The organism is Phyllobacterium endophyticum (assembly GCF_003010935.1).
Lineage (GTDB): Bacteria > Pseudomonadota > Alphaproteobacteria > Rhizobiales > Rhizobiaceae > Phyllobacterium > Phyllobacterium endophyticum.
Window position 1 is genome coordinate 131163 of sequence record NZ_PGGN01000005.1, and the last position, 15377, is coordinate 146539.

15 protein-coding genes are annotated in these 15377 nt (G+C 59.4%); 7 read left to right on the plus strand and 8 right to left on the minus strand.

Annotated features, from left to right (window positions below):
• Positions 1–104 precede the first annotated feature (104 nt).
• From CU100_RS22275 to CU100_RS22290, 4 genes are all read left to right on the plus strand, one after another.
• Complete coding sequence (locus CU100_RS22275; protein ID WP_170113932.1) at positions 105–869, plus strand: FCD domain-containing protein; 765 nt, start codon at positions 105–107, stop codon at positions 867–869.
• 128 nt (positions 870–997) lie between these two features.
• Positions 998–2413: an MmgE/PrpD family protein gene (locus tag CU100_RS22280; RefSeq protein WP_106718827.1), complete on the plus strand. Its 1416-nt coding sequence runs from the start codon at positions 998–1000 to the stop codon at positions 2411–2413.
• Between the two features lie 11 nt (positions 2414–2424).
• Entirely contained in the window at positions 2425–3519 is a 1095-nt protein-coding gene (locus CU100_RS22285; protein WP_106718828.1) for an AbrB family transcriptional regulator, read from the plus strand.
• A gap of 13 nt (positions 3520–3532) precedes the next feature.
• Positions 3533–4603 (plus strand): isocitrate/isopropylmalate dehydrogenase family protein, encoded by a 1071-nt coding sequence (locus tag CU100_RS22290; protein ID WP_106718829.1) that lies wholly within the window; start codon positions 3533–3535, stop codon positions 4601–4603.
• Between the two features lie 38 nt (positions 4604–4641).
• Here CU100_RS22290 and CU100_RS22295 read toward each other — a convergent pair whose 3' ends face one another.
• Positions 4642–5595: an alpha/beta fold hydrolase gene (locus CU100_RS22295; RefSeq protein ID WP_245419198.1), complete on the minus strand. Its 954-nt coding sequence runs from the start codon at positions 5593–5595 to the stop codon at positions 4642–4644.
• A gap of 167 nt (positions 5596–5762) precedes the next feature.
• On the opposite strand from CU100_RS22295, the gene CU100_RS22300 reads away from it, so the two are divergent.
• Genes CU100_RS22300 through CU100_RS22310 form a run of 3 tightly spaced genes read left to right on the plus strand, consistent with a single transcriptional unit; the run spans position 5763 to position 8973 of the window.
• Positions 5763–6839 (plus strand): tartrate dehydrogenase, encoded by a 1077-nt coding sequence (locus CU100_RS22300; protein ID WP_106718830.1) that lies wholly within the window; start codon positions 5763–5765, stop codon positions 6837–6839.
• Positions 6840–6850: 11 nt separating this feature from the next.
• Positions 6851–7954, plus strand: a complete 1104-nt coding sequence (locus CU100_RS22305) for a tartrate dehydrogenase (protein WP_106718831.1) — start codon at positions 6851–6853, stop codon at positions 7952–7954.
• On the plus strand, positions 7951–8973 hold the full coding sequence (locus tag CU100_RS22310; protein WP_106718832.1) for a PdxA family dehydrogenase: 1023 nt from the start codon (positions 7951–7953) through the stop codon (positions 8971–8973). Before CU100_RS22305 ends, CU100_RS22310 begins: the two co-directional genes overlap by 4 nt.
• Here the strand turns inward: CU100_RS22310 and CU100_RS22315 are convergent.
• The 7 genes from CU100_RS22315 to CU100_RS22345 form a co-directional block, all read right to left on the minus strand.
• The gene (locus CU100_RS22315; protein WP_106718833.1) at positions 8962–9516 is read right to left on the minus strand and encodes a chromate transporter; all 555 of its coding nucleotides are present in this window, start codon (positions 9514–9516) and stop codon (positions 8962–8964) included. The genes CU100_RS22310 and CU100_RS22315 overlap by 12 nt on opposite strands.
• A gap of 1 nt (position 9517) precedes the next feature.
• Positions 9518–10078 carry a chromate transporter gene (locus CU100_RS22320; RefSeq protein ID WP_170113933.1) on the minus strand — a complete coding sequence of 187 codons (561 nt, stop codon included), beginning with the start codon at positions 10076–10078 and terminating at the stop codon, positions 9518–9520.
• A gap of 135 nt (positions 10079–10213) precedes the next feature.
• Entirely contained in the window at positions 10214–10972 is a 759-nt protein-coding gene (gene fabG, locus CU100_RS22325; protein WP_210204113.1) for a 3-oxoacyl-ACP reductase FabG, read from the minus strand.
• Between the two features lie 11 nt (positions 10973–10983).
• A complete protein-coding gene (locus CU100_RS22330; protein WP_106718836.1) occupies positions 10984–12351 on the minus strand; it encodes an MmgE/PrpD family protein in 1368 nt (455 codons plus the stop codon).
• On the minus strand, positions 12348–13844 hold the full coding sequence (locus CU100_RS22335) for a tripartite tricarboxylate transporter permease (RefSeq protein WP_106718837.1): 1497 nt from the start codon (positions 13842–13844) through the stop codon (positions 12348–12350). The genes CU100_RS22330 and CU100_RS22335 overlap by 4 nt, the downstream gene beginning before the upstream one ends.
• Entirely contained in the window at positions 13844–14320 is a 477-nt protein-coding gene (locus tag CU100_RS22340) for a tripartite tricarboxylate transporter TctB family protein (RefSeq protein WP_106718838.1), read from the minus strand. The genes CU100_RS22335 and CU100_RS22340 overlap by 1 nt, the downstream gene beginning before the upstream one ends.
• A gap of 73 nt (positions 14321–14393) precedes the next feature.
• Positions 14394–15362, minus strand: coding sequence for a tripartite tricarboxylate transporter substrate binding protein (locus tag CU100_RS22345; protein WP_106718839.1), 969 nt, complete (start codon positions 15360–15362; stop codon positions 14394–14396).
• Between the last annotated feature and the right edge of the window lie 15 nt (positions 15363–15377).

A 15377-nucleotide genomic window follows, 5' to 3' on the forward strand; every position in this document is an offset into this window, starting at 1 on the left:
CAGGCAGGGTCGCCAATCGCGGGAATTGCTGCTAAACGAGGGCTGGAGGAGCAATGCCCGCAAGGTCGAGCTCCACGTATTGGAACTGTCAAAATGGCTTGCGCATGTCAGACATAACGAACGCCCCGCATAACCTGTCCGCGATCGACTTTCTCCGGACCCGCTCGCTCGCTAATGTTGTGCAGGCGGAGATCGAGCGCATGATCATTGACGGCGAACTCAAGCCGAATGAACGCGTGAACGAAAACGGTCTATCGCAGAGGCTGGGCGTGAGCCGCGGACCCATCCGCGAGGCTTGCAGCGCCCTGGCGGCAATGGGTCTCATCGAGATTATTCCGAACCGCGGTTTCTTCATCCGGGCACTGACCAATGACGAAGCCCAGGATCTTTCCGAAGCTCGCGCGGGAGTATTCGGGTGCATGGCAATGATGCTGGCGGAGCGGGTGACCGATGCCCAGATCGCCATCCTCCGCGCTCTGTTACAACGCATGGACGAGATTGTCGCATTGGGTGACGTCCACATTTACTACCCGGTCAATCTCGAATTCCACAAGCAGATCACGCATATGGCTGGCAATAAACGACTTGAGCTCATATATCAGAGCTTTGTGCGCGAGTTGCACATTCAACGATATCGCGCCCTTTCGAGCCACGACGTCCTGCATATTTCCAACGAAGAACATCGCGCGATCGTCGATGCTCTCGAGGCGCGCGATCCCGTTCGCAGCCTCATCGCTGCACGTGCCCATATTCTCAACGGCATCGTACGCACGCGTCAGGCCGGCCAGCCGGCCATAGCAGCCGAAACATTGGAAAAGACGACGACCCGCAAACAGCGCGGCGTGGAAAAGTCCGCCAGCGACATCTAGTCGGCCCGATGTGATTTGCTTCACGTCAGGTCTCTTTTGCCAACACAAAACTGTTGACAATTAACAATCCTCCTAGCACAGTCGACTTGAGAATTGTTCAAGACAGATGTGACACAAGAGGATTTGGCATGAACCAGAACAGGGCAATCGACATCGAGCTGACAAAATACGTCGCCGAATTCGTGGTTGAAACGAAACTTTCGGATCTCTCGGCGGAAGTGGTCGAACTCGGCAAGAAATCGATACTCGATGGCTTTGGACTTGCGCTTTCCGGTTCTGTGGCCAAGAGCGGCGAACTGGTGCGCCAGCATCTGGATGATCTCGGTCTGGCCGACGGCGCTGCGACCGTCATCGGCGGTGGCCGCAAGGTAGCACCTCGCTTTGCAGCCTTCGCCAACGGTGTCGGCATCCATGCAGACGACTATGATGACACGCAATTGGCTGTCGCCAAGGACCGCGTTTATGGCCTGCTCACGCATCCGACCGCACCAGCCCTGCCGGCAGCCTTTGCGATCGGCGAGTTGGTAAAGTCTTCCGGCACGGATTTCATGCTGGCATATCATCTGGGCGTAGAGGTCGAGTGCAAGATCGCTGAAGCCATTGCCCCGCGCCATTACCAGACTGGCTTCCACGCGACTGCAACCTGCGGGACGTTCGCCGCCGCAGCCGCGAGCGCAAGGCTCATGGGCTTCGATGTCGCGACCACACAGCGTGCGCTGTCGATTGCCGGCAGCCAGTCTGCGGGCCTGCGAGAGAATTTCGGCACCATGACCAAGCCATTCCATGCGGGTCGCTCGTCGGAAAGTGGCGTTGCGGCGGCACAGTTCGCATCATACGGCTGGACCGCAACGCCAAGGATATTGGAAGCTCCGCGCGGCTTCTTTGCCGCGGCCGGTGGCGGTTACGACCAGACTGCGATCCTCGACAAGCTTGGCGCGCCATGGACTTTCGCCAATCCAGGTGTCTCCATCAAGCCGCATCCGTCGGGCTCCCTCACTCATCCCGGTATGACCGAAATGCTGCGGCTGATCAAAGAGCATGGCATTCGCGCCGAGGATGTAAGTCACGTCCGCGTCGGCACCAATTCCAACATGCCGAATGCTCTGATCCATCATCGCCCCAAGGATGAGCTCCAGGCCAAATTCTCGATGGAATTCTGCATGGCGATATTGCTGATCGAGGGTCGCGCCGGTCTCAACGAGTTTACCGATGCGACGGTCGAACGCGAGGACGTCAAGGCCATGATCGAGAAGGTCGACTTCGTCATAGACGATGAGGCCGAGGCTGCTGGCTATCACCTCATGACAACCCTCATCGATATCGAACTCAAGGATGGCCGAAAGATTTCCGGGCGTGCAGATTTTGGCAAGGGCAGTCCGGCCTTTCCAATGAGCTATGAGGAGGTGGCAGGCAAGTTCCGCGAGAACGCGGAATTCGCAGGAATGTCGCGCGTCAAAGCCGATGAAATCGTCGAACTGGTGCGGGGCCTGGAAAACCTCCGCAGCCTGGACGATCTGTCGGCGCGTCTCATCTCGGTCGCCTGACGAAAATCACCATGCCAGACTCGGGAACATGGGGTGGCGGTCCGCGGGTCTTCGACCGCACCCTCGCGAGGATTGGTCTGGCGTTTCTGATCGGCATCGCGGGCGCTTTGATCGCTAAAAGCATCTCGATGCCGCTCCCCTATCTACTCGGTCCGCTTCTGGCTTGCGGCAGTGCCGCAATCCTTGGCGCACCGCTTGCTGCCTTGCCCTATGGCCGTGAACTTGGTCAGGTGGCAGTAGGGCTGGCAATCGGTCTGCGCTTTGTTCCCGCCGTCGTTGTCGCGATCGCGAAACTGCTCCCGTTCATGCTGGTTGCAACGGTCTTGATGGTCGTTGCGACGATGATCGCCGCGCTGATCCTGCGAAAGCTTGCCGGTACAGATCGCAAGACCGCTTTCTTCGCTACCGCAGCCGCCGGTCTTGCCGAGATGGCCGTTGTCGCACACCAGAAGGGCGCCGACAGCGACATAGTCGCCGTGGTCCATCTGATACGCGTAACCACCATCGTGACGACCGTTCCCTTTCTCGTGACGATCTTTGCACAGGATGGGGGCATCAACATTCCGCCGATACCGTTTCGCGGCGAGGCATTGCCGCTCATCGCCCTTTTCGCTGCAGGCGCGTCAGCGGGATTTCTCATTCGGGGGTTGAAACTTCCGAACACCTGGCTGCTTGTTCCGGCGGCGATAGGTGCACTCGTTTCCGGCTTTGGCTTCGGTCCGTTTGCGGTCCCGTCGATCGTCCTGACGATCGCGCAGGTTGTCATCGGCGTCTGGCTTGGCTGCCGCTTTCGGCGGTCGCTTCTCGGCAGATTGTGGCGCGTCAGTTCCTCGGCCCTGATGACCACCGCCTTTCTGCTGATCGTCGCTGTCGGAATAGCCTGGGCTCTCTCGGCGGCGACCGGTCTTTCCTTCGTCACGAGCCTGCTTGCCGTTGCACCGGCGGGCGTAACGGAAATGGCTCTCACCGCAACGGCCATGCATCTCGATGCGACCACCGTGACCGCGTTCCAGATTACACGGATTGCTGTCGTCATGACGACCATCCTCTTCACACTCCGCATCTTTGAAACCTTTTCGCGTCGTCTCGACGCCACCTCTGATTGAAAGGACCGTTTTCATGACCAGCCATCTCGTGATCGGGATTTTGAACGGCGACGACATCGGCCACGAAATCGTGCCGGCTGCTGTCGAAGTGACGCGCGCTGCCGCTGCCAGGACAGGACTGCAGATCGATTGGCGGCCAATGCCCATCGGCCGCACCGCGCTCGATACCCATGGTTCGACATTTCCCGAAGGCACGATGGAGACGCTTTCCAGCATGGACGGGTTCATTCTTGGTCCGATCGGACATCAGGCATACCCGAAAGTTCCCGGCGCCATCAATCCGCATCCGATCATGCGCAAGGGCTTCAACCTCTTCGCCAATGTCCGTCCCACCAAGTCCTTTCCCGGTCTTGGCGCGATTCACGAGGGCATCGATCTCGTCATCGTGCGCGAGAACAATGAAGGGTTCCAGCCCGACCGAAACGTCGTTGCGGGTTCAGGTGAATTCCGGCCGACCGAAGACGTGACGATCTCGGTCCGCGTCATCACGCGGGTTGGCTCGTCACGCGTGGCGCGGGCCGCCTTCGAGATCGCACAGCAGCGCAAGAAGCGCCTGACGCTCGTCCACAAGAACACGGTCTTCAAGCTCGGTTGCGGCATGTTTGTCGAAGAGTGCTATCGGGTCGCCAAGGAATTTCCCGATGTCACTGTCAACGAAGTGATCGTCGATACGATGGCGATGCGTCTCATCCGGGATCCGCAGAGCTTCGACGTCATCGTCACCACCAACATGTTCGGCGATATATTGACCGATGAAGCGGCAGGGCTTGTCGGCGGGCTTGGCATGGCGCCGGGCTTGTGCATCGGCGAGGGCAATCTGGCGATGGCGCAGGCAACGCACGGCTCCGCGCCGGATATTGCCGGCAAGGGCATAGCCAACCCGTTTGCAATGATCGAATCGGCGCGAATGATGATCGAGTGGCTCGGCCACAACCGCAAGATTGCGCAAGCCATAGAAGCGGCCGCCCTCATGGAGAGGGCAATCGCCTCTGCGCTCGCAAGTCCCGAGACCCGCACCCGCGATATAAGGGGAACCGCGGACACTGCCGGGATGACACGCGGGATCATCGCGGCGCTGGGTTAGTTCGCCAAGTCTAGTATTTGTAAAAGGCAGTCTTTGAGCTAAGCCTTTATCTCTTCCGGCTCCTGGCCGTTGAAGAACTTCCAAAACGCATGATAAACAAGATCGGGACGTTGCTCGGCCGGGTAGTGGCCGGTCGGCATGGCCCAGCCTCGCATGTCGGGAGCCCAGGGCTTCCACGCCTCGAGTGGGGCGAAGTGACGGCCGCAATGGCTGTTGGATCCCCACAGCACCAGCACGGGACAGCCGATCGTGCGCTTGCCGAAATCGGCCGTATCCATGGCGAGATCGACGCTGACGGTTGCGCGATAATCTTCACATACCGCGTGGATCTGCTCAGGCGTGGTGCAGCGCTTGTATTCGGCCATTGCTTCCGGGCTGAATATCTCCAGGCCAACGCCTTTCTTGTTGAGTTTGTAGTCGATGTAGTAGTCAAGGTCGGCCGTCAGAAGCTTTTCCGGGAATGGCGCCTTCTGCGCCATGAAAAACCAATGATAGGCCTCGAGCCCCCAGCCGAGAGTAACGTTGGTAAGTGCATGATGTGTCGGAACGATATCGAGCGAAGCCAACCTCTCGACACGATCGGGAAAATCGAGGGCCATGCGGAAAGCCGCACGCGCGCCGCGATCATGTCCGGCCACCTGAAATTTTTCAAAACCGAGAGCTGACATGACCTCGGCGTTATCCTGCGCCATCGCCCGAAAGGAATAGCCGGCATGATCTTCTCCTCCATCCGGCTTCGAACTGTCGCCATAGCCGCGAAGATCGGGAGCGACAATAGTAAAACTCCGGGCCAGCGCAGGTGCAATCCTATGCCAGCTGACATGCGTCAGCGGGTTGCCGTGCAAGAGGAGAAGCGGAGGCCCCTCGCCTCCCACGGCTACGTTGATCTCGGCGCCCGCCGTGCGTATCCGCTCATAGCGGAAGCCATGCATCAATTTTCCTTTCTCCTCGAAGAATGCGGGCATCTCGGATAACGTCTTGGCCAGCGACATCGTATTTCTCCTTTTCAGTCGTTATCAATCGTGCAGGAATATGATTGCGATCACGTCATGCCCATTTCTGTAAATTGTCAACAATTTATAATTGACAATCGTCAAAAAAATCGGCATCCGAATAGGGTGACGCGGTACTGCCTCAGCCTTCTCGAAGGAGCCAACCCATGAAGACGTACAAAATTGCAGCCATACCTGGCGATGGTATCGGCAAGGAGGTGGTTGCCGCCGGGCTTCGCGTTCTGGAGGCTTGCTCCAGCCGAGACGGTAATTTCAAACTCGACGTCGCGGATTTCCCCTGGGGATCCGACTATTACAAGGCCCATGGCGTTTTGATGCCCGAGGGCGGGATTGATGAACTGAAAGCCTTCGACGCAATCTATTTCGGTGCAGTGGGCGCACCAGACGTTCCCGATCATCTGACACTATGGGGCCTGCGCCTCGCCATCTGCCAGCCTTTCGATCAATATGCCAATGTCCGGCCGACGCGTATCCTGCCTGGAATCGAAAGCCCCTTGCGCGGTGTTACTGCCCGAGATCTCGATTGGGTTATCGTCCGCGAGAATTCCGAGGGGGAATATGCCGGCCAGGGTGGCCGCTCTCACCGGGGCCTGCCAGAAGAAGTGGCGACGGAAGTGTCCATTTTCACGCGTGCTGGCGTCAGCCGCATCATGCGTTTCGCATTCCAGCTGGCGCAATCGCGGCCGCGCAAACTCCTGACCGTCGTCACCAAATCGAACGCACAACGCCATGGTATGGTTCTATGGGACGAAATTGCCCGCGAAGTGGCTAACGATTTCCCGGATGTCATCTGGGACAAGATGCTGGTCGACGCGATGACAGTGCGCATGACACTCAATCCTGGGTCGCTCGATACAATCGTTGCCACTAATCTCCATGCCGATATTCTCTCCGACCTCGCCGCCGCACTTGCGGGATCGATCGGCATCGCGCCGACGGCGAACCTCAATCCTGAAGGACGTTTTCCTTCGATGTTCGAGCCTATTCATGGCTCGGCCTTCGATATCACCGGCAAGGGCATTGCAAATCCGGTTGGAACATTCTGGTCGGCCGTGATGATGCTGGAACACCTCGGAGAAGCTTCTGCCGCGGCACGTCTCATGCGCGCCATCGAACGGGTCACCGCTGACCCGGCGCTGCACACGCCGGACCTTCGCGGCAATGCGACGACTGAAATGGTCACGCAAGCAGTCTGTGCGGCCATCCTCGGCGCCAACGAATAGGAGGAAACAATATGCCAGCCAACAGTCTCAAGATCGCGGTGATTGCCGGCGACGGCATCGGAAAGGAAGTGGTCCCGGAAGGGCTGCGTGTCCTCGAAACCGCTGCGGAAATATTCGGCATCGATACGAGGTTCGAGACCTTCGACTTCGCCTCATGCGACTATTACGCGAAGCACGGCCGCATGATGCCCGAAGACTGGAAGGCGCAGATCGGTGGGCACGATGCAATCTTCTTTGGTGCCGTCGGTTGGCCGGAGACAGTGCCCGATCATATTTCCCTGTGGGGCTCGCTTCTGCAGTTCCGGCGTGAGTTCGACCAATATGTGAACCTGCGTCCTGTCCGCCTGATGCCGGGAGTTCCCTCACCACTGGCCGGTCGCAAACCGGGCGACATCGACTTCTTCGTCGTCCGCGAGAATACCGAAGGTGAATATTCCTCCATCGGTGGAAAGATGTATCCCGGGACCGACCGCGAGATCGTCGTGCAGGAAACGGTGATGAGCCGTGTTGGCGTGGACCGTATCCTGCGTTTCGCGTTCGACCTCGCCCGGAGCCGGGGCAAGAAGCATCTGACGTCGGCTACCAAATCGAACGGCATTTCAATCACGATGCCCTACTGGGACGAACGGGTCGAAGAGATGGCACAGTCCTACGCCGACGTGCGCTGGGACAAGTATCACATCGATATTCTCTGCGCGCATTTCGTGCTCAACCCCGATCGCTTCGATGTGGTCGTAGCCTCCAATCTCTTTGGCGACATCCTCTCCGATCTCGGCCCGGCCTGCACAGGAACCATCGGCATTGCGCCCTCCGGCAACATAAATCCGGAGCGCGATTTCCCCTCGCTTTTTGAACCTGTTCATGGCTCGGCGCCCGATATCGCCGGCAAGGGCATCGCCAATCCGATCGGCCAGATATGGGCAGGCGCGATGATGCTGGATCACCTGGGCCACGCACAGGCCGCTGCCGCTATCGTAAAAGCAATCGAGAAGATCCTTGCCGATCCTTCATCCCGTACCCGCGATCTCGGCGGTACTGCAAATACAGCCGCCTGCGGCAGGGCAGTCGCGGAAGCGCTGTCCCTGACCAACGCCATTGAATCGAGGGCTTCATGAACTCGGAACTTCCCATCATCGCCCTGACGCCCGGCGACTGCACAGGAATTGGCCCGGAGCAAACCGCACGGATATTGCACGGCCAACGGCTGTCCGGAACCGCCCGGATCGTGGTCGTCGGTGATGCGCGGGTGATCGATCTCGGCATGCGACAGGCGGGCGTATCGTTTTCCTATAGGCGTTATACATCGCCCGTGGCGGTCGACTGGTCGGACAATGCCGTCCCTATCGTCGACCTGGGCAACACCGACCCCTCGCTCTATGCCCCCGGTACGGGCAGCGCGGAGTCCGGGCGCGTAACCGGCGAGACATTGTCGCGGGCAATAGATTTCGCCAGGGCTGGCGAAGTCGATGCGGTTTCCTTCGCTCCGCTCAACAAACGCGCCATGTATGACGGCGGCTGGAAGTTTCCGGACGAGCACAAGATGTTCGCCCATCTCCTCGGCCACAAGGGCTATTTCAGCGAGATGAACGTGCTTGACAACCAGTGGATGTCGCGCGTGACGTCACATGTTTCACTCCGGCAGGCGGTCGATCAGATCAATCGTCCGGCAATCGAGGAGGCGATCGTCCTTTCTACGACGATGATGCACAAGGCAGGCATCGAGTCCCCGCGGCTGGCCGTCGCTGCACTCAATCCTCATGGCGGCGAAGGCGGCCTGTTCGGAACCGAAGAGATCGAAATCATTCGCCCGGCCGTTCAGGCAATGGCGGCCAGGGGCATCAACTGCGAAGGCCCCTTCCCGTCTGATACTGTCTATCTGAAGGCTTTCGCCGGAGACTATGATGGCGTCCTTTCCATGTACCATGACCAGGGCCAGATCGCGACGAAGATGCGTGGCTTCAACCGCGGCGTCACAATAACCGCGGGTCTCGATACGGTCTTCACCACGCCCGCGCATGGTACGGCATTCGATATTGTCGGGAGGGGCGTCGCGGATACCGGTGCGTTCGAGAATGCGATCAAGCTGGCAAGCCGGCTGGTCCAATCGAGGCGGACCGGCCCGCTACAGAGTTGACAGCCAGGTATCCAATGATGAAGCCAACACCGCCGTAAGGCCACCGAGCGCCAGCACAGCCAAGACAGGAAACCTTGGTGCCCAGAACAGGATTGCGCACGAAAGACCGGCGATCAGGATCGCGACAATTCCGCCGTCGGCCAGCCTGAAGAGGGACAACACACCGGCGATGATCAGGCCGATGCCAACCGGCGCAAGGCCCTCCCGCATGGCGCGATGCCATTTCTTGTCGCGATGATTATTGGTCAGCTTGAACACCGAATAGCACAAAACGGATGATGGGACGAAAAGGGCGAGCGTCGCAACCAGGGCCCCGAGCCATCCGGCAACCCTCCAGCCGATGACCGTGGCCAACATCATGCCAGGGCCGGGAGCGGCACGCGACACGGCAAACAGATCGAGGAATTCTCGCGAGTTCACCCAGGCATGGACGCTGACTGTTTCATGCTGAATACCGGCGACGATGGCCCCGCCCCCGCCTATGGAAGTGAGCGAAAACGGAATGAACACCAGGGCGATCGCGACGAGTGTATCGAAACGCACGTCAGATCCTCCGCCAGGCTAAGGCCACACTGACCGGGGCGATGACACAGACGACGGGAATAAGGGGCAGGCGGAAAACCCCGACGAGAACGGCTGTCACGGCAATCGTGACGACGGATGGCGGAAATCGCATCGCGCGGCGGACCCCGTGGATACACATGATGATCAGAAGGCCCATGGCGGCGAAGGCCACACCGTCCGAAATCACCGGCAGCAGGGGATAACCGGACAGGGCGTCGAACAGCTGGCAAAGCCCGACGACCGCAAAGAACGGGCCGACCAGAAAACCGAGAACACATGTGAGTGCACCCACGGGCCCGCGCAATTGCTCGCCCATGCAGATCACCAGATTGACCACGTTTGCTCCTGGCAGCATCTGCGAAATCGCAAGGCTGCTCGAAAAATCCTCTTCGTCGATCCAGCGTTTTCTAAGAACGAACTCCCTGTAAAGCCAGCCACTGAGGCCCCCGCCAAAACTCAGGATGCCAACCTTGAAACACAGGAGGAACAGAGAACGAAGGTGCGGTGCCTCTGGCGAAGGGGCAGGGACTGGAGCAGTCACGGGCTGTATCCGTTGCTTGGCTGAAAGATTCTAACTTGTTAGGACGATCATCTCGTCTTGGGTCTCCCGAAGGGGTTAGTCAATCGGCATTTCGGTCGTCGATCACATAGTATAGTGACGGCTCGGAATTTACGTTCAGGGCAGGAATGCTCCTCCGTTCACGTGCAAAGTCTGGCCTGTTGTGAAGCGCGCGACGGGCCCCGCGAGGTAAAGCACGGCAGCTGCGACTTCCTCGGGCGTGCCGCGCCGGCCGACAAGCGTGCGCGTTGTATTGTGGTGCGCTGGTTCGCCTGCGGACGAGGCGTGTGCGCGGTTGGTATCGATCATTCCGGGCGAGACGAGATTGACGGTGACGCCGCGCGGGCCGAGTTCATGCGCCATTGCCTTGGTTAGTCCATCTAGCCCTGCCTTGGCCGCAATGACATGCGCGCGGTTCACAGCCCCGGTATAGGCAGTGAGGCCGCCAATATTGATGATGGAACCGCCATTGCTGGCGAGCAGATGGGGAATTGCAGCTCGGCTCATCAGAAACGCTCCATCGAGCGTCACACTCAAGACTTCGCGCCAGTCCTTGAATGACAGGCTTTCGAGCGGATCCTCGCGCCGTATCGCCGCGTTGTTCACGAGGAGATCCAGGCAGCCAAGAACATCCACTGTCTCGCTGACAAGTCGCGCTGAGTCATCTTCCTGCGAGACGTCGCCGAGAATAACTGTTGCGCGGACGCCTTTCGCCTCGGCTTCGCGTGCGACGGCCTCGGCTGCGGCCCGATCGGCCCTTGCGACGACGGCAATCGAGGCCCCTGCTTCGGCCAGCGCCAGTGCGATGGCACGTCCAATATTGCGGGAGGCGCCAGTTACAAGTGCCACGCGGCCATTGAGTTCCCGTTTGTTCATGTTATCCCCGCTCATGCTCTTGATGCCGACAAATCGACATCGCCGCCTTCCGCTATGCGTCCAAGCGCATTGCGCAACGCAGCGATCGCGCTGTCGCCAAGCCTGCCGAAACGCAAGTTGGCCTCGAACTTGTCGTCGAGTTCGGTGTCGGACAATGGTTCATGTGCGCCGCCCCTCATATAGGGTTGCTGAAACTCGTGCACTGTTCCATCCCTCATGGTCGCCTTGAGGTGCCCGGTGAAGTTCCTGGGATAGGGATCGTCTGGATCGACCTCATAGGAAATCTTCGCCGCGAGCGCCCGCACTTGCGGGTCTTTGACCCGTTCGTCGGTGAACTGGCCAAGTCCGGCTTCGCCATCGAGAAAACCCACCGCCATACAAAAGGGGGTCGAGAATTTCCCAGCATAGCCGTTTGGTGGCCGGTGCTTTTCTGCGAGCGGCTCCCAAAGACGGTGCACGGTTCCCTCCCCTACCCTGCACGTGATGGAGACAATGTCATCGGCGCTCACACCCGTGGCCGACAGCTTCTTCACGCAGTCGATGAAGGGCTGTGTCATTGTCCCGCAGGCGTACGGCTTGAAGGCCAGCGTCTCCAGAATCCAGCGACTGCCCAGGCCATCGAGCAACGGCGTGAAATCCGGCGCTTTAGACGGCGCAAAGGCCTTGTAGAAACCATGGGAGCCGTCAAATACCGTGATGGGTCCCGTGAAGCCCCCCTCCGCGAGAAGCGCTGCGCGCAGCCCGGCTTGCGCCGCCGCTCCGGCGTGCAGGCGTTTGGTCGAACTGCCATCGGCCAGATATTCGATAATGCCCGAAGCAAGGCTGCCCGAAATGCCGAGCGCCCTGCCAATGGTGGCCGCGTCGAGACCGAGCGCCGCACCAACGGCGGCCGCGGCGGCTGGCGCGCCGAATATCGCCGTTGGATGAAACCCTGCCTTATGCGTCGCCTGCGGTGCCACGAGGCTCATGCGGCACATCAGTTCGGAACCGACTGCAATCCCGCGCATGGCCGCCTTGCCGCCGAGGCCGCGCTTTTCGGCTATGGCAAGAACAGCGGATACGATCACCGCTCCGGCGTGGATAGGCCCGCCTTCGAACGTGTCATCATAGTCCTCGCCATGGGCGGCCGTCCCATTGACCAGCGCCGCGTCGTAAAGCCCAAGACCGCGTTGATGACCATGAGCCGTGCACGAACCTTCATCAACCGCGCTGGCGAGCGCGGCCTGAACGTAATCCGTATGTCTCGCCGCTACGGAAAGACCGATGATGTCGAAGATCAGGCGGCGGCAAACCGCGGCGACGGCGGATGAGGGAGCCGCCTCGGCAGCGAACGCAGCCAGCTTGACCGCCACCGGCGTCGATATCGGAACGTGATTCATGAATGCGCTTCCTCGATTTTGGTCTTGCGAGCGTCGCGGAACTCACGGGTGAGCGAAAACACGACGAAGATGAGAGCGATGGACAACAGGAAAACCGCTATGGGATCCTGCAGGAAGATTATGTGATCGCCGCCTGACAGGACAAGCGAACGGCGATAGCTTGATTCCACCATGTGACCGAGTACGACGCCGAGGATCATCGGCAGCACCGGAAAACCCGCGATCCGCATAAGGTAGCCGACGAGCCCGAGTGCGAGCGCGATCCCGAGATCGAAAAGACTGTTGTTCAGCGTGAAGATGCCCGACAGGATCAGTGCGAAGATAAATCCTGCGCGGTAGGCCCTTGGTCTGTTAACCAGCCAGATACAGGCGGGCAGGATAATCATGCCGACGCCGATTTGCGCGACGATGGCGATGAATGAGCCGACATAGATGCTGTCGATGACCTGTGCGCTCTGCTCGAACAGCCGCGGACCCGGAATAAGCCCATGCATCAGAAGACCGCCGAGCAGGACAGCCGTTGAATTGGAGCTTGGAATGCCGAAGCTGAGAAGCGGGATCAGTGCCGTACTTGCAACTGTATTGTTGGCAGCTTCAGGTGCGGCCACGCCTTCCTCCGACCCCTTGCCGAATGTTTCCGGTGTCTTCGACCAGCGCTTGGCTTCATTATAGGACATGAAGGCGGCAATCGATCCGCCGCCGCCCGGTGTCAGGCCCTCGAACAGGCCGAGAATACAACCGATGGTTTGCGAGCGCTTGAGCCTCTTCATCATCGACCAGCTTGGCAGCTTGATCCTGATCGTCTCGTTCAGTTGCAGCACGGTTGTCGAGCCTGACTGGCTCATCAGTTCGGTGAGCGCAAACAGGCCAACCATGACGAGGACGGGCTCGATACCGCCAAGGAGATCGGGGATATCGAAGGTGAAGCGCGTGACGCCCGAGATGGGGTCCGTACCGACAGTTGCGATCATCAAGCCAATCGTCGCGGACGCGAGACCCTTGATCAACGACCCTCCGCTCATCGAGGCAATAACGCTGAGGCCGAGGATTCCGAGGCCGAAATAGGACGGCGGCGTGAATGCGAGCGCCAGCCATGACAGCGGCTCGGTGAGCAGGATCAGCATCGCGAGGCCAAACAGACTGCCTACGACGCCGGACATCAAGGAAATACCGAGCGCCTCGCCGGCGCGACCCTGGCGATTCATCTCGTAGCCGTCGATAACAGTGGCAGCCGATGAGTTGGTCCCGGGCGTCCTTATGAGAATGGCCGGAATCGATCCGCCATATTCGGCACCAATATACACGCAGGCCAGTAGTGCGATCGCCTGGGCTGGATCCATCGTGTAGGTGAAGGGCAGAACGAGCGCCATGGTTATGGACGCCGATATGCCGGGCAAGGCGCCGCCAAGGATGCCCCAGGTCAGCCCGCCAATGGCAACGAAGAAGAGCGGCGTCCCGGTGAGCAGATGGATGATGTCCTGGAACGTGGTCATCACAATAACCCTTGGAACAGCGAGCCGACGGGCTGATGAACGCCAAGCAGTTTTACAAAGAGCGCCCAATAGAGAACCGCGCCGCCGCCAGCCGCCGCCAGGACCACCCAGTTGCGCGGTGCGCCCTCGTAAAGCGCTACGGCGGCGATGAGGAGAGCAGTACCCGCGACATAGCCGATGAACGGGAGAACAAAGACATAGACTGCGCCTAGAAGTAGAAATCCGATCGCGCGTGGCAAGCTTGCGTCGCTTCCGTCGTCAGCACCTGTTGCGATTGCCGTTCGGGCCCGGCTGACGAGGATTGCACGCACGATCAAGAGGACGGCAAGAATGGCGAGGACGAAGGAAAGCACATGCGGGAGGCCCGTGGCACCCACTTCATCCGACAAGGTGCTGTCGGCAATTCCGCCGGACCAGGCATAATAGGTCCCGGAGATGGCAAGAAGAACAACGCCGCTGATAAGATCTTTGCTCATGGGTGGCCCTCACAGGGACGCTAGGTCGTGTGGACGATGGAACCGGCTTGCGCAGCCGATCCCCTGACGTTCATTATTTGATGGCGCCTGTGGACTTCAGGAACGCTTCCGTTGTCGACCCGAAATTGTCGATGAACGCAGGATAGTCCTTGTGCGGGATGAATTGGGGCACCAGAACTTCCGCTGTATACGCCTTTTTGTAGTCCGGGTCTTCGAGCAGCTTCTTTATGGCCTCGTCCCAGATCGCAGTCGTCGTTTCCGGAATGCCTTTGGGGCCTGCGAGGCCGCGGAACTTGACGAGACTGACGTCGAAACCAGATTCCTTGACCGTTGGTACATCCGGCTTCTCGACGATCCGCTCCGGATTGAAGGTCGCGAGCAAGGTGATCGTCCCGGCGTCGAGTTGCGAGCGCAGTTCCTGGATCTCGCCAATGCCGATATCGAGTGTGCCGTTGAGAACATTCAGCATCATGTCGCCGCCACCCTCATGGGTAACAATTGCCGGAGTGACGCCCGCTGCACGCTTCAATTGCTCGGCAGCTTGACGTTCAAGCGATGCAGGATTTGCAGCGCCCCAGCGGCCACGCTCCTTCTTTGCGTGTTCGATGACGTCCTTCAGCGATTTGAACGGTCCATCCGTCCGTGTATAGATCACCTCGCTGTCCGCGAAGATGTTCACAAGCGGGTCCAGATCCTTGTATGTATTCTGTGGCTTGCTCATCAACGACGTGTAGATATAGGTCGGCGTGGTCGCATAGAAGACGCTTCCATCGGCGGGTGCTGTCGCAACCCGTGCCATTGCCTTCGCGCCACTGCCACCCTGCGCGTTTTCGACGATGAACGTGGCGCCGATATACTTGCCGAGGTGCTTCGTCATTTCGCGCAGGAAGACATCGCTGCCGCCGCCAGGGCTTGAGTGAGTGACCAGCGTCACGACTTTATTGGGATATGGCAGCGGATCGGCCATGGCTGATGCGCCAGATAGAATGGCGGCAGTGGCAATGCCGAGTGCCGCCATGCCGATGGATTTCATCAAGTTCATCGTCTCTCTCCCTTT

What these genes read in the sequence shown, in the direction of transcription:
- fabG (WP_210204113.1), bottom strand. Translation starts at nt 10,972, where the DNA reads ATGAACAAACGGGAACTCAATGGCCGCGTGGCACTTGTAACTGGCGCC.
- CU100_RS22330 (WP_106718836.1), bottom strand. Translation starts at nt 12,351, where the DNA reads ATGAATCACGTTCCGATATCGACGCCGGTGGCGGTCAAGCTGGCTGCG.
- CU100_RS22300 (WP_106718830.1), top strand. Translation starts at nt 5,763, where the DNA reads ATGAAGACGTACAAAATTGCAGCCATACCTGGCGATGGTATCGGCAAG.
- CU100_RS22290 (WP_106718829.1), top strand. Translation starts at nt 3,533, where the DNA reads ATGACCAGCCATCTCGTGATCGGGATTTTGAACGGCGACGACATCGGC.
- CU100_RS22340 (WP_106718838.1), bottom strand. Translation starts at nt 14,320, where the DNA reads ATGAGCAAAGATCTTATCAGCGGCGTTGTTCTTCTTGCCATCTCCGGG.
- CU100_RS22285 (WP_106718828.1), top strand. Translation starts at nt 2,425, where the DNA reads ATGCCAGACTCGGGAACATGGGGTGGCGGTCCGCGGGTCTTCGACCGC.
- CU100_RS22305 (WP_106718831.1), top strand. Translation starts at nt 6,851, where the DNA reads ATGCCAGCCAACAGTCTCAAGATCGCGGTGATTGCCGGCGACGGCATC.
- CU100_RS22345 (WP_106718839.1), bottom strand. Translation starts at nt 15,362, where the DNA reads ATGAACTTGATGAAATCCATCGGCATGGCGGCACTCGGCATTGCCACT.
- CU100_RS22280 (WP_106718827.1), top strand. Translation starts at nt 998, where the DNA reads ATGAACCAGAACAGGGCAATCGACATCGAGCTGACAAAATACGTCGCC.
- CU100_RS22275 (WP_170113932.1), top strand. Translation starts at nt 105, where the DNA reads ATGTCAGACATAACGAACGCCCCGCATAACCTGTCCGCGATCGACTTT.
- CU100_RS22310 (WP_106718832.1), top strand. Translation starts at nt 7,951, where the DNA reads ATGAACTCGGAACTTCCCATCATCGCCCTGACGCCCGGCGACTGCACA.
- CU100_RS22295 (WP_245419198.1), bottom strand. Translation starts at nt 5,595, where the DNA reads ATGTCGCTGGCCAAGACGTTATCCGAGATGCCCGCATTCTTCGAGGAG.
- CU100_RS22335 (WP_106718837.1), bottom strand. Translation starts at nt 13,844, where the DNA reads ATGACCACGTTCCAGGACATCATCCATCTGCTCACCGGGACGCCGCTC.